Source organism: Alishewanella sp. SMS8 (assembly GCF_030737935.1).
Lineage (GTDB): Bacteria > Pseudomonadota > Gammaproteobacteria > Enterobacterales > Alteromonadaceae > Alishewanella > Alishewanella maricola.
The window spans coordinates 29,630-43,319 of sequence record NZ_JAPJEA010000003.1 but is presented as its reverse complement, the minus strand read 5'-3'; the positions used below and the strand labels follow the sequence as shown (position 1 = coordinate 43,319).

At 44.3% G+C, this 13,690-nt stretch carries 16 protein-coding genes; 8 read left to right on the top strand and 8 right to left on the bottom strand.

The genetic code is table 11. The features are described from left to right. Window position 1: 1 nt before the first annotated feature. From ORJ01_RS10530 to ORJ01_RS10505, 6 genes are all read left to right on the top strand, one after another. Window positions 2–433: a hypothetical protein gene (locus ORJ01_RS10530; protein WP_306177995.1), complete on the top strand. Its 432-nt coding sequence runs from the start codon at window positions 2–4 to the stop codon at window positions 431–433. Continuing rightward, window positions 430–687 (top strand): PapB/FocB family fimbrial expression transcriptional regulator, encoded by a 258-nt coding sequence (locus ORJ01_RS10525; protein ID WP_306177994.1) that lies wholly within the window; start codon window positions 430–432, stop codon window positions 685–687. The genes ORJ01_RS10530 and ORJ01_RS10525 overlap by 4 nt, the downstream gene beginning before the upstream one ends. 21 nt (window positions 688–708) lie before the next feature. Continuing rightward, a complete protein-coding gene (ssb, locus tag ORJ01_RS10520; RefSeq protein WP_306177993.1) occupies window positions 709–1,212 on the top strand; it encodes a single-stranded DNA-binding protein in 504 nt (167 codons plus the stop codon). Window positions 1,213–1,219: 7 nt separating this feature from the next. Then, window positions 1,220–1,429, top strand: coding sequence for an AlpA family transcriptional regulator (locus ORJ01_RS10515; RefSeq protein ID WP_306177992.1), 210 nt, complete (start codon window positions 1,220–1,222; stop codon window positions 1,427–1,429). A 666-nt stretch (window positions 1,430–2,095) separates the two neighbouring features. Then, entirely contained in the window at window positions 2,096–3,256 is a 1,161-nt protein-coding gene (locus ORJ01_RS10510; RefSeq protein WP_306177991.1) for a hypothetical protein, read from the top strand. Then, a complete protein-coding gene (locus ORJ01_RS10505) occupies window positions 3,247–3,681 on the top strand; it encodes a hypothetical protein (RefSeq protein ID WP_306177989.1) in 435 nt (144 codons plus the stop codon). The genes ORJ01_RS10510 and ORJ01_RS10505 overlap by 10 nt, the downstream gene beginning before the upstream one ends. A 31-nt stretch (window positions 3,682–3,712) precedes the next feature. Here ORJ01_RS10505 and ORJ01_RS10500 read toward each other — a convergent pair whose 3' ends face one another. The 7 genes from ORJ01_RS10500 to rppH form a co-directional block, all read right to left on the bottom strand. Further along, the gene (locus tag ORJ01_RS10500) at window positions 3,713–4,408 is read right to left on the bottom strand and encodes a FlgO family outer membrane protein (protein WP_306177988.1); all 696 of its coding nucleotides are present in this window, start codon (window positions 4,406–4,408) and stop codon (window positions 3,713–3,715) included. 76 nt (window positions 4,409–4,484) lie between these two features. After that, window positions 4,485–5,144 carry a FlgO family outer membrane protein gene (locus ORJ01_RS10495; RefSeq protein ID WP_306177986.1) on the bottom strand — a complete coding sequence of 220 codons (660 nt, stop codon included), beginning with the start codon at window positions 5,142–5,144 and terminating at the stop codon, window positions 4,485–4,487. Then, entirely contained in the window at window positions 5,141–5,761 is a 621-nt protein-coding gene (locus ORJ01_RS10490; RefSeq protein ID WP_306177985.1) for a FlgO family outer membrane protein, read from the bottom strand. Before ORJ01_RS10490 ends, ORJ01_RS10495 begins: the two co-directional genes overlap by 4 nt. A 339-nt stretch (window positions 5,762–6,100) precedes the next feature. Beyond that, window positions 6,101–6,949, bottom strand: a complete 849-nt coding sequence (locus tag ORJ01_RS10485; RefSeq protein ID WP_226752070.1) for a thymidylate synthase — start codon at window positions 6,947–6,949, stop codon at window positions 6,101–6,103. Then, the gene (lgt, locus tag ORJ01_RS10480) at window positions 6,946–7,758 is read right to left on the bottom strand and encodes a prolipoprotein diacylglyceryl transferase (protein ID WP_306177984.1); all 813 of its coding nucleotides are present in this window, start codon (window positions 7,756–7,758) and stop codon (window positions 6,946–6,948) included. Before lgt ends, ORJ01_RS10485 begins: the two co-directional genes overlap by 4 nt. A 72-nt stretch (window positions 7,759–7,830) precedes the next feature. Then, the gene (gene ptsP / locus ORJ01_RS10475) at window positions 7,831–10,089 is read right to left on the bottom strand and encodes a phosphoenolpyruvate--protein phosphotransferase (protein WP_226752068.1); all 2,259 of its coding nucleotides are present in this window, start codon (window positions 10,087–10,089) and stop codon (window positions 7,831–7,833) included. A 30-nt stretch (window positions 10,090–10,119) separates the two neighbouring features. Continuing rightward, window positions 10,120–10,626: an RNA pyrophosphohydrolase gene (gene rppH, locus ORJ01_RS10470; protein ID WP_226752078.1), complete on the bottom strand. Its 507-nt coding sequence runs from the start codon at window positions 10,624–10,626 to the stop codon at window positions 10,120–10,122. A gap of 380 nt (window positions 10,627–11,006) precedes the next feature. Between rppH and mutH the strand changes: the two genes are divergently transcribed. Beyond that, a complete protein-coding gene (mutH, locus tag ORJ01_RS10465) occupies window positions 11,007–11,684 on the top strand; it encodes a DNA mismatch repair endonuclease MutH (RefSeq protein WP_226752067.1) in 678 nt (225 codons plus the stop codon). Here mutH and cysB read toward each other — a convergent pair. Beyond that, the gene (cysB, locus tag ORJ01_RS10460) at window positions 11,670–12,647 is read right to left on the bottom strand and encodes an HTH-type transcriptional regulator CysB (RefSeq protein WP_226752066.1); all 978 of its coding nucleotides are present in this window, start codon (window positions 12,645–12,647) and stop codon (window positions 11,670–11,672) included. The two genes, mutH and cysB, sit on opposite strands and share 15 nt — an antisense overlap. 260 nt (window positions 12,648–12,907) lie before the next feature. On the opposite strand from cysB, the gene ORJ01_RS10455 reads away from it, so the two are divergent. Continuing rightward, window positions 12,908–13,672 (top strand): hypothetical protein, encoded by a 765-nt coding sequence (locus tag ORJ01_RS10455; RefSeq protein WP_306177983.1) that lies wholly within the window; start codon window positions 12,908–12,910, stop codon window positions 13,670–13,672. The last annotated feature ends 18 nt before the right edge of the window (window positions 13,673–13,690 follow it).

The following is a 13,690-nucleotide window of genomic DNA, read 5'->3' as shown; positions in this document are numbered from 1 at the left end:
TATGAGCAAGCAAGAAGAAACGCATTACAGGTGGGGCGTTGAATACTCCACGAACGGCATGAAGCCTAATTTACCGGATGATGTTGTGGTCGAGTTTAAAGATGATTCTGGCATTTGGAATATTATGGGTGCGGATACCATTTCTTCATGGGTTTGGCTGAGATCATCAGCATTCAAAATAGTAGACGAGCGCTACAAAGCTGCTGGCATATTAGTTGACGGCCAAGAACTTGATTTAGCAGAAAAGGTGCAAATCATCAGAAGAGAAATACGGGAAAAGCAAAATAAGCGTAAAGCCGAAGCGGATAAAAAGATGCTTGTTGATGAAGTTATGAGCAAGTTTGTTTTAGGCTACAACAGGTGCGTAATCAAAAATATTCTTGAGCAAGTTTACGACCTCGGCTATCTACGCCAACCGGATCAAAATCTATGAAATACATCACCCAAGGCAGCGAAAGTTTAGATCGTTATCAGCTGCTGATAAGCCTTACCCGCATCAGCAGCGAAGATGTAAAAGCAGCATTAAAAGATTATTTGGTAACGGGGCTGGCCGACACAACCGCAGCAGCAATAAACGGTGTGCAGCTCAGCAACTTTACCAGAGCATTAAACACATTAAATACCGTGGCCAGCACCATCGAGCAAATAAAAGAACTCGACTGGGCGCGGCTTAAATCAGTTAAGTGATAAGTTTAAAAGGTTAAATAAATGAGCAAAGGAATTAATAAGGCCATTCTGATCGGTAACTTAGGTCAGGATCCAGAAGTGCGTTACTCACAAAATGGCAACGCTGTTTGCAACCTAAGCATTGCCACAAGCGAAAGCTGGACAGACAAAGCCACCAACGAACGCAAAGAAGCAACAGAATGGCATAAAGTTGTAATTTACCAGCGCCTGGCTGAAATAGCGGGCGACTACCTGCGCAAAGGCAGCAAGGTTTACATCGAAGGCAAGCTTAAAACGCGCAAGTGGCAAGATAAAGACGGCATTGATCGTTACACCACAGAAATAGTGTGTGACGAACTGCAGATGCTAGACGGTGCACCACAGCAAGCCCCTGCACAGAACCAAGGCTACCAACAGCCGCAGCAGGGTTACCAAGAGCCGCCGAACAATGAATACCAGCATCAGCACCAAGCGTATCAGCCACCGCCGGCCGCACCGGGGCCACGCTCAAACACCGGTCAACGTCCACAGTACACGCGCAAGTGAGGCAAGCATGCAGTTAATCAGATTACCCGAAGTGTTAAAAATGGTACCTGTTGGCAAAACAACATGGTATAGCATGGTAAACCGCAATGAAGCGCCTGCCCCAATTAACTTAGGGGCTCGTGCTGTAGCGTGGGATCGTGAAGAAATTGAAAGCTGGATCCGCGCTAAAAAGGCCGCTAATAACGATCAGTGCGATAGATCCAACACACAACAATGATACTACAGATGATACTACACTTCTAAAAAGCAAGCATGAAAGCCGCTATAAATGCGGCTGTTCGATTCCTGCTGGGGCAGCCAAAAGAGTGTTTATCAAGGCTCGCAAATGTTCACGAAACCCGCAAATATCAAGGCCTGCAAACCATTTTATTGTTCACGTTTGTTCATGTTAATACGCGAACATTCGGGTTTTTTGATAACACAGGTGATAACACCTCCGTTCTGTGTTATCAAGCTGTGTTATCAAAGGGGATAAAATCGCAATAAAACAAAGCCTTTGAGCTACACCGAAACACGTTCAGCGAAGCCAAAAGATAAGCTTTTTTTGCTATATGATGGTTTTAGCTTTAGTTTTAGCTTTAGTTTTAGCTTTAGTTTTAGTTTTAGTTTTAGTTTTAGTTTTAGTTTTAGTTTTCATAACATCATAAGAACATACAGTAAGCTTTTAAACATTAAGCTACTTTAGCCACGATATCTGCATCAAAAATGGTTTCACCCCTTCTGAACGTCCATTTCAACCACTCAAAACGCTACTTATTTTCACAAAATAATCCTAGACATAAACCAAAAAAACCAAATAATTAATAATTAATAATTAATGGCAATACTTTACACATCTCACATTTTTATGTAGGTTTAATTTTTATACTTAAAAGGATTTATAATGAAAAAAATAAGCTTTATTTCGACATTTTGCATACTTGTATTTGCCCAACTTAGCACAGCATCTGCAACAACATTTATAAAAGGTTATGCCTGCGACAATTGCTCATTACAGCAAGCTGAAAATATTGCTCGAACACGCGGTGCTCCATTGGTTAATTGTGTGCCAACTGGCAATAATGATGTGATAAGCATTGATGAACATGCTTGTTATAGCTCGCCCCAAAAATTTATTATCTTTGATTTAGCTACAAATACGACCTATCCATTTCAAATGTCTCACAGCAACCAAGGTAGTTCAAACTGGGATTTGATTCTCAATTCAAACCCAACAACCTTAACAAATTTAGAACATGAGATATCACAAGATTTTTTTGATGTATTGGAAATTCAAGAACAAACTCTACAAGCGATAGCAATGTCAGAGGAAGAAAACTTGCAGTTGGCTTTTACGCCTCTAAGTGCATTTTCAGCAAGTACTTTTAACACCACAACCACTAGCGCTGAAAATTGTGAATCGGACACCGCTGCCACAGTTATCCGAATGACTTTGAACCCAATATTCAAAACCCAATTGAGTCATGCTGTTAACAACCAATTAAGACAAAGAAGTACTACATATTATAAAAAAGACTTTGAAGATATCCGATTTAATCAATTTGGATTTCAAGCCAATAGAGCCGGCGGTGGAGGACTGTCTGTAGGTTGGGATTACGAGAAAAAATCCAAGCTGGTTAGCAAATATGTTTTCGAACCAGGCCATCATTTACGGCCTAGTGATCAAACTTATTACCCAGCCAGAGCAGCATTTAAGCTATCATGGAATGACTCTTTAGATTTGATTTCAGTAGAAGTGGAAAAAGAATTTACAAGAGTAACGTCAAATTTATCACTTCAAGACCTGCTTGAGGATAGCACGTTTAGTCTGTCATTGAGTGCTTGTGCGATAATTGCACTTCAAGATAATCTCCATTCAAGCGAAGCTTATGCACCAACTGGAGCTGGCGGTGGATCTAGCATTGGCATTGCTGATGTCCCTACTGGTGGAAACCCTAATTTTCCACGACCGGATCCTTTATCTCAGTCTCAAGAACTATGTAAATGGCATTTTTATGATAAACAGGGGAATTTGACGGTTACAATTATGGGGCCATGTCCGTAATTGTAATAGTATCAGAAGGCACCTATACCGAGAGTAAGTTAACCACTGGTAAAGGGATCTGTGACTCCACCTCTTCTGAAAGCTATATGATGCGCTCATCACTTACGCCTTGGTTCATTAGCTCACGTATTATGACCAGCACCTTTGCCGATAGCGGCGCTAAAAATGTTGAAAATCCTCGGCATATTTTAGAAATGCAGGATAACCCTGAAGAAATGCAGGAGATCTTAGCGGATATCCGCAGTTTCTTAGCCGATCGCGAAACCATTGCTAGCATTACAAACTCGCAAGATCTAACCAATACTGAGCGTTTATATCAGATTAACCAGCAATCACGTGCCATGCCGCTGACTGCGGACCAAGCCGCCTTAGCCACACCGCAGCAAGACGCAGATGCCAGTTTGTCGATAGAGAAAACAGAGTGATAACATCGCCAGCCCTCGAGGCTGGCAGTGTTTAACGGGTAATGCCCGGATAAAGCGAGCTGATGACAAAGTGTGGAACGAGCAATTGCGAACTGGCGGCTACGACCTTGCTGTGAAAATTGATGATGCGGGCGTTCACCATGATACCGCGTGGTGTGAAGATCATCGTACCCGATAAGACAAAATCAATTTGCTGCATCATATCGAGTTTTGCGTGATCACGGCTAAATACAAAATCGCCATTGCGGGTAATTTGGATATCGCGCGTGGTTTTAAAATCGACTACTTGTAAACCAAATTGCTGCAGTTGGTGAATAAAGCCTTCTGCTAACTGATTGCCAACGATATTAGTCCGATTTAACTCACCATCTAAATCGACAAAAGAGGCGACCGCGATGCGAGATTCTGTTGGGAAATAATGAAAGTTCTCAACCAGCTGCATTGCCATTTGCGCTACATAGTCGTTGAGCTGCTTATTCGATTGTAAACTGGTGACATATTGATAAGGTACTGACCAGCCTTGCTGCCGATCAGTATTCATTGCTTTAGCTGACGGCTCAGGTCGAATCGTATTGCTTTGCGCTGCACCATGAGATGGCGCACGCACCTCAGAATTACAATGACCACTGGTATCGCAAGGTATGTAAGCTTGCTGACTTTGATGATGCGTTTGGCAGCCCAGCAACAGCGCTGCCCAACTGAGCAGCAGCAGGTTCTTCTTTATCATGGCGTTCTCCTAAAAACTGACATAGCATGTCAGTTCTTTATCGACCCATGCAAGTCTTTCTTTAGCGCCAAAGGGGTTAACCCTGCTTTAATTTTAATGTGGCATCGCCATGCTGCTGCAAAATGGCATTATAGACTGCTGCAGGCACAAAGGTTCGCGCCGCAGAGATCACTCTTTTGCTATCAATTTGAATTAAACGCGCATTGAGCATAATGCCAGCTTGATGCAGCGTGGCAGTGCCGGTAACAACATATTTAATCGGTAACTCTGCAGAAAGCTCGTTAAAATCACGGCTGAGTACGAAGTCTCCTTGCGGGGTAACTCGAATATAATCTGTGACTTTATAATCTAATACCGGCACACCAAACAAATGCAAATCGTAAATAATCGCTTCGCTAAGATGATTGGTAAACACAGAACCTTGCTGTAAATCGGTATCAATAAACGCCAAATCGGTTACCGCCACCATCGCATTCTCATCGGCATTATGGTGATTAGTCATCAACTCTTGTACTAAATTACGCGCATAATTATCCAGCGTTACCACGGGGGTTTGCCGATAGTGTTGTGTGACCGATTGCGGTTCAAAGGCTTGTTGGTTGGCAATGCGCTGCTCTCGAGCCAGTTCTCCCCGCATCGTCACCGCATTCTCTGGCACAATTTTCGGCTGCTGGCTAGGCTGTTGCACGCAAGCGGTTAAGCTAAGGACAACTAAACTGATAACAAAAGCTCTCATGGTTTCTCTCCGATCCGATCACTACGGAATAAATAATTACCGCGTTTTTGTATTTTATCTGGGCTCCACATCACATTGTGTGGCACAAAATCGGTGGCAGCGGCGATCACTTGTTGATTATCCAGCTCAATCAAACGTACATTAACCACTAAACCATCTTCTTGCACGGTATAGGTGCCGGTTAATAATGCTCTGGCACCATGCTGTTGGCGTAACGCCGATATCTGCCGAGATAGCGCTTGCTCATGATCGGTTTGCAATAACAATTCTTGGCGTAAGCGCAGATCTACAGCGACAAAACCTCGTTGCACCGCTTCGCTAAGCATACTTTCAGCAAGTTGATTCGCTAAATCAATTTCTTGCTCACTTAATTGCGCCAGGCTCAGTTGTCGTGTCGGTAGAAAACTGCTGACCGCCAACGGGCTACGAAAGTGCTCACTACTGATCGACGCAAACAGTGTTTGTGCTAAACGATGCGTGTAAAAATCTAGTGGCCGTGCACTCAAACCAACGGCAGAAACTTGCCGTAATGGCATTTTGACAGTGGGTTCAGGCTCTGCTTTTTGCGCGCAGCCACAAAGCAGCAACAATATTGCGCTGGCAAGAAGATATTTCATGATCACCTCATCCTGGTCGAATACTGTTTTAAAGCAAAAACCACGCCAGAATTTTAGCTGGGATCTTGACGCTAAGGTGTTTTAAACGAAATACCAGAGCTTGTTGACAATAAGTGTGAAATTGCGACTATCGCTAGGTGTGATTTAAGACGACGAGATGTTATTGCCGCACCCTACAGACTTTGACTAAAAAATAACTCAGCATTACGCCAAGTTAAGTTAGTTAAGCAAATCGCGTTATGCTAAATACTCAACTGCTCGGCATTATGCATAACGCTGTCAATGCACAGCGTTATGCTGTTTGCCTACTATCGCCAAAGCCGCAGCAAGGTTTAGCAATTAAACACTGAACGGGTATTTAATGGCTGGATGCGATTGATAACCTTCTAAGGTAAAGTCATCAGGAGTGACCCATTGCTCAATATCGGCGAGTGTTTTGATATTGGGGTTAAGGTGTAATTTCGGCAGCGGGAACGGCTCACGGAGTAGCTGCTGTTTTAATAATGGTAACTGATTTTCGTAAATATGCGCATTAACGATTTTATGATAAACCTTGCCAGGCTTATGCCCGGTAATTTGCGCGATTAAAGCCAATAACACAAAGCATTGTACTTGATTAAAGTTCAGACCCAGAGGCACATCACAGCTGCGCTGGTAAGAAGTCAGTGATAAAGTATCACCAAGTAAACTGAAGGTATGCGTGTGCATACATGGCCGTAAGCAGCCTAATTCAAACTCACCTGGGTTATAAAAAGTCAAAATTTCGCCACGATCATCAATCCCTTGCGATAAGTTGTGAACGAGTTTTTGTAACTGATCTAAGCGCGAGCCATCAGGCTTCTGCCAGCCACGCCCTTGCACGCCATAAACACGGCCTAAATCATCAACCCCTTTGCGGGCGGGATTATTTAACCACGCTGCATTTTCGTTGGCATTCGCATTCCAGGTGTTACAGCCCAGTTCGCGAAACTGCGCAGCATTGTCATAACCACGAAGATAACCTAATAATTCGGCGATGGCGGCTTTATAGTAACTTTTACGCGTGGTTAATAACGGAAACTCATTCGCAGCGACATTGTATTCAAGATCAGCATTGATCACCGTTAAGCAGCGAGTACCCGTGCGTTGGTTATCAACCCAAACCCCTTCATCAATAATGCGCTGACAAAGTTTTAAATACTGCTTCATTGGCTACTCACTCCTGACGCTCTGCCTTGCTTGAACGAAAACACCATAATCCCGATGCCGGCTAACATCATGGGTAAGCAAAGCCATTGCCCCATGGTCATGCCAAGTGATAATAAGCCCAGATGTGCATCAGGCTCACGGAAGAATTCAACGGTAAAACGTGCCAAACCATAACCTAACAAAAAGACCCCACCGACCACACCAACCGGTGGACGCAAGCGTCGCACAATTAGAATAACAATAAATAGTAATAGGCCCTCTAACGCCACTTGGTAAAGCTGCGATGGGTGTCGGCCCAACGCACCCGCGCCCGGAAAAACCATCGCCCAAGGCACATCAGTAGTACGGCCCCACAATTCGCCATTGATAAAGTTACCAATTCGCCCAGCCGCTAAGCCCAGTGGTACCAATGGCGCCACAAAATCGCCCAGCGCTAGGTAAGCTTTTTGATACTTACGTGCAAACAAGGCCATCGCAGTGAGTACACCGATTAAACCGCCATGGAATGACATGCCGCCTTCCCAGATCCGAAATAAATACAAGGGATCGTTGAGCACAGTGGCAAAATTATAAAATAAAATATAGCCAACACGACCGCCTAACAGCACCCCCACAAAACCGTAAAACAACAGATCACTAACCTGTTCGCTGTTCCAACCTGAACCCGGTTTAGCTGCAGCACGATTCGCCAGCCAATAGGCTAAACCAAAGGCTAACAAATACATCATGCCGTACCAATGAATTTTTACCAGCCCTAGATCGAGTAAAACCGGATCGAGATTAGGAAAGGGTATTGCCGAACTTGTCATAAACTTCCTTAATTACTGACGACTGCAGTGGCAGTGACTTTACAATGAAATTAGATTATCAGGCTGGGATATTTAGGCTCTAAGCTTAGTTAACAACTGTTTTTGCTCTAAAAAGCGTTGCACTTCTGCTCGTATTTGTTTGGGTGAATGGCACTGCAGCACCTCTGTGAGTAGTTGCTGTAATTCGGCCAACTCAACCCGCCGTAACAACCATTTTATGCGCGCTAAATTACTGCTGTTCATACTAAAGCGCCGAAAGCCCATCGCAGCCAGTAACAACACCCCGGCGGGCTCGCCACCCAACTCACCACAAATACTAATAGGAAAGTGGAGCGCCTGAGCATCTTGCCCTAAACGGTATAACGCACGTAGTACCGACGGATGCAAGGCATCATACAAATTCGCTACTCGTGCATTGTTGCGATCAACAGCTAACAAATATTGGGTTAAATCGTTAGTACCCACCGAGCAAAAATCAACTTTTGCCGCAAGCTCTGGCAACAAATACAAGGTTGAGGGCACTTCAATCATCACGCCAATTTTTGGCAGCGGTAAAGTGATTTCTAACTCATCACTTAACTCAAAACAAGCTTGCTTCACCAAACGAATGGCTTCATCCACCTCGTGCAAATCGCAAATCATCGGTAGTAAAATATGCAAATTATCATGGTCGATATTAGCGCGGATCATGGCGCGAATTTGCACCAAGAAAATCTCTGGATGGTCTAGGGTTAATCGGATACCGCGCCACCCCAAAAAGGGGTTCTCTTCAATAATACTAAAATAAGGCAGTGCTTTATCCCCACCGACATCGAGCGTGCGCATAACGACGGTTTTACCGGGATAACTGCCTAGCACTTGCGCATATAAATCGACTTGGTCTTGTTCTGTCGGAAATTGGTCACGAATGATAAACGGAAATTCTGTGCGATAAAGCCCTACGCCATCCGTGTATTGGGCGTGGACATTTTCTAACTCAACGGCTAACCCCGAGTTCACCATAAACTTAAATTGCTCACCACATTTTGAAGCCGATGGTAAACTAATTTCTTCCATATAACGTGCATTTAGCGCAACGTCTTCAGTGATAAGCCGCTGATATTCATGGCAGAGTGCTTCAGAGGGTGATAACAAAATATGACCTTGGTAGCCATCTACAATCACGCGCTGCGCATGCCAGTGCAACAACGGTAACTCACTCACCCCCATCACGGCTGGGATCCCTAAAGCGCGAGCCATAATAGCAGCATGCGAGTTTACGGAGCCTCGCAGTGAAACCACAGCAACTAATTGCTCACGTGGAATTTCGGCCAGCATAGTCGCCGTAACTTCATCAGCCACCAATACCACTTTATCGGGTAATTTAGCGCGGCGTTGTTCGGTATCCAATAAATTATTGAGCACCCGTTGCCCCAGATCACGAATATCTAAACCGCGCTCTCTCAGGTAAGGGTCATCCATGTCATCAAACTGCCGGGCAAAACGCTCTACCACGCGTTTTAAAGCACTTTTGGCACACCAACCATCGGTAATTTGAATTTCGATTTCGCGCCCCAGGCTGGCAGCGTCAAGAAGCTGATGATATACATCAAAAATAGCTAATGCATCGGCCGGTAAATGGCTCGACATGCGCTCTGCTAAACGATTAAATTCGGCTTTGGTGATTTTAACGGCCCGATAAAACAAGGCTAATTCTTTTTCTGGATCTTCGGCGCGCTTTAACGAAATAGCAGCAAAGTCACTGGCCGGCTGCGCAACATAGGCTTCGCCAATGGCCATCCCGGGAGAACCAGGTAAACCATGAAACTGTGAGCCTTGCTGGCTAAAAGGGGTAATTCGTGTCGCCGCATCACGCATTTCAGCATTAGCTAACACCGAGGCAAGCTGCACGCCCAGTGTTACCAGAAAGGATTCTTCATCTTCGCTAAATACCCGTTCAGCCGCTTGCTGAATGGTTAATACACCCAGCACTTTACGATGATGGATAATGGGACAACCTAAAAAAGCCGAAAAACTGTCTTCACTGACTTCAGGAGTGACTTTAAAGCGAGGGTGTAAATGAGCTTGTGCTAGATTAATGGGCTCTTCACGCTGCCCCACCCAGCCAATCAGACCTTCGGAAAAACCAATAGCCACTTTACCCACAGCATCTTGATTTAAGCCGTCAGTGGCCATCAACATAAAATGTTGTTGCTTATAATCTGCCAAATAAACCGAGCAACACTCGGTTTCCAAGGCATGCTTAACGCTGCTAACCAAGCCAGCCATAGCTTTGTTTAGTATCGGCTCTTGTGCCACATCCTGAACAATTCGCCGCAGCTGGCCTAGCATAGTAACCTCATTTCACGTGCAGGTTTTATTTCAAGTTTTTCGTTTTATACTGTCCCGGCGAACAAACGGCAAAGCGACCGGAGCGAATTCTTTCATAACCTTGCGATACACTTCCCGTTTAAAGGAAACCACCTGCCGTACCGGATACCAATAACTGACCCATCGCCAACTATCAAACTCCGGATGACTGGTTTTCGCCAGATTGACATCCTCTTCCCGACAGATCAAACGCAGTAAAAACCACTTTTGTTTCTGTCCAATACACACAGGATTGCTGTCTTTGCGGATCAGCCGTTTCGGCAACTTATAGCGTAACCAGTGTTTGGTTGTCGCAATAATTTCCACATCTTCAGGCCGAAGCCCAACTTCTTCATGCAATTCGCGAAACATGGCTTCTTCCGGTGTTTCACCGTCATCAATGCCACCCTGTGGATATTGCCAGGAATGTTGACCATATCTTTTCGCCCAAAACACCTGTCCATGGGTGTTACAAATCACTATGCCGACATTGGGTCGGAAACCCTCGGCATCGATCACACAAACCTCAAGCGATGTTAAATCTGCTATGTAGAGGATTCTTTCACAAAGTCGTCTTGGCGGCAAACGGTATTTTTCAATCACACCCCATAAGTTATCCACAGATAACGCAACAAGCAGTGCGCGAATGTGAGCTTTTTCACAGATGCTGTGCATAAAGCTGTGACTAAGCCCCAGTTAGCCACTTAATAACTCGAAACACGAAAATAACTTCAAACAAAACCTTGCCATTTTCTCTATATATTTCATGCAATTAATTATATTTGGCGCTTTTGAAATACCAAATGCTTTTGTGCATAAGTCGGTTTGCTGCCTTTTTAAACAGCCAAAAGCCTCAAATAATGCTAGGGTAAAAGCAGTAATGTTCAAAATAGCGCAACATGTCTGCAAAACCACAATCTACTGCCGAACTACTGACTAACTGCCAACGTATTGCCGGTTTAACGCTGGGGCAATTAGCAGCAGAATTATCGCAACCTGTCCCCAAAGATCTCCGTAAAGATAAAGGCTGGGTCGGTCAACTCATGGAATTAGCCTTAGGCGCGAGCGCAGGTTCACAGGCTTTGCCTGATTTTCCAGAGTTAGGCATTGAATTAAAAACACTGCCCATTGATCACAGCGGCAAACCACTGGAGAGTACCTATGTTTGTGTGGCGCCATTAACGGGTAACATTGGCCAACATTGGGCGGACTCTTGGGTTTGTCAGAAATTACAGCGAGTATTATGGTTGCCCATCCTGGCTGAGCGACAACTTCCCCTGCATCAGCGAATTATAGGCCAAGGTTTTTTATGGCAACCCAATGCTGAACAGGCTGCTATTTTGCAACAGGATTGGGAAGAGTTAATGGAATTAATTAGCCTAGGCGGTATCGCTAATATTCGAGGGGCTCACGGTAAGGCTTTGCAATTAAGGCCTAAGGCAGCCGATAGCAAAGCGCTAACAAAAGCGATCGGTGCGCATGGCGAACCGATCCAAACTTTACCGCGGGGTTTTTATCTGAAGAGTCACTTTACTCAGGCCATCTTGCAGCAAGAATTTCAACTAGCGGATCGGTAGCACAAACTTACTAAACATCCGGTCAATATCTTCTTGAGTACGCAAAGCACTGGCTTTTTCCACTACATCACGGGTTAAGTGTGGCGCAAAACGCTCAATAAATTCATACATATAGGTGCGTAAAAATGCGCCTTTTCGAAAACCAATTTTGGTAGTAGACGCTTCAAATAAATGCCCTGCTTCGATCACGACTAAATCTTTGTCTAAGTTCGGATCAATCGCCATTGAAGCGATCACGCCAACGCCCAGACCCAAACGCACGTATGTTTTAATGACATCGGCATCGGTAGCGGTAAAGACAATATGCGGCTCTAAATTTTTCGCGGCAAAAGCGCGATCGAGCTCTGAGCGCCCGGTAAAACCAAAAACATAAGTGACGATAGGAAAACGGGCTACATCTTCAATTTGTACTTTGTGGTCCAGTTGCGCAAGGGGATGATCTTTTCCAACAATAATACTGCGATTCCAATGATAACAAGGCAGCATCACCAGATCGTGGTATAAGTGCAGCGCTTCAGTGGCAATGGCAAAGTCGGCATCACCGCGTGAAGCGGCTTCAGAAATTTGCTGAGGTGTACCTTGGTGCATATGTAGCGAGACCTTGGGAAACTTCTGCATAAAATTACCAATCACCGGAGGTAACGCATAGCGGGCCTGCGTATGTGTCGTCGCAATATTGAGTTTACCTTGATCGGGTAAGGTGTGCTCTTTAGCGATGGCTTTAATATTGTCGACTTTAGCCAATATTTGCTGGGCTATTTCGATCACTTCGCGACCCGCAGGTGTAACGTGCGTCAAGTGTTTACCACTACGTCCAAATACTTGAATGCCTAACTCATCTTCTAGCATCCGTACTTGTTTACTGATACCGGGCTGTGAGGTAAATAAACTTTCTGCCGTAGAAGAAACATTAAGGTTATGATTCATCACTTCGACAATATAACGCAGTTGCTGCAATTTCATTAATTGACTTCCTTACCCGGTAACGGTCAACAATCTGGATAGCCCAAATATTCCAATAATTTTGTATAATAGCACTATCTATAACATTTTGTTTTAGCAAATAGCTGCGTTTGCTGGCTAAAAATAGCTGGCTTATGGTGCGATTTTTGCTAGTCTAAGCTAGATTTTGTCAAGCCGAACGGAATAATGACGCGTAGACTTATGGCTACGCAAGCAAAACAGCGGCTTAATACACCGAAAACTATAAGGCAGAGGTATCGATGGTATTTTCCCTAATCATCACGCTAATCTTAGCACTGGTGATTATCGCCATTACAGTGAATGTGGTGCAGCAGCATAAAGAAAAAATTCAAAAATTAAAACGTGCTGAATTCACTAAATTGCGTCACGCACTAGAAGAAACAGAAGAAATTTTGTTTAATTCTACGAATGTGCCGATGTCTAACGGTATTTCCTTAATGCTGATGCGCAGGGTCAGCTATTTGTTAAAAGCCATGAAACAGCTCGAACCCGAGCAGCGGGAATTACGCCAGCGCTTAGAAGATACTGAAAACCGTATCGAAGAATTGAAAAATAATACGGGCGCTGTTGCAGACAATATCAGCCTACCTGATGATGATCAGCAATGTATCGCGATGTTCAAAGCTATTAAAAAGCTAAGAACCATGCTCAGAGCAGAGCACGCTCGAGGTAAAGTGGAAACTCAAATGGTGGTAGACGAGGATGCACGTCTTGATCTGTTTCAATTACGTATCACTGTCGAAACACAAATTAAGCGCGGTAAGAGTGCTCTCACCAATAATATGATTGGCTCTTCTCGGCAATACTATGAAAAAGCATTAAAACTACTCTCAGCATCCAATCAACAAAATGACTATATTAGCCAGCGTCAAGCCGAAGTTCAGCAGCAGTTAGCTGAAATAACCGCAGCATTAAAAACCGGTAATGCCAAAGACGTCGCAGATCGTAATGATAAAGATAACAAAGATCTCGATGAGCTCTTTGCTCCCAAAAAGAAATGGTAAGGCCAAGGCCTTACCATT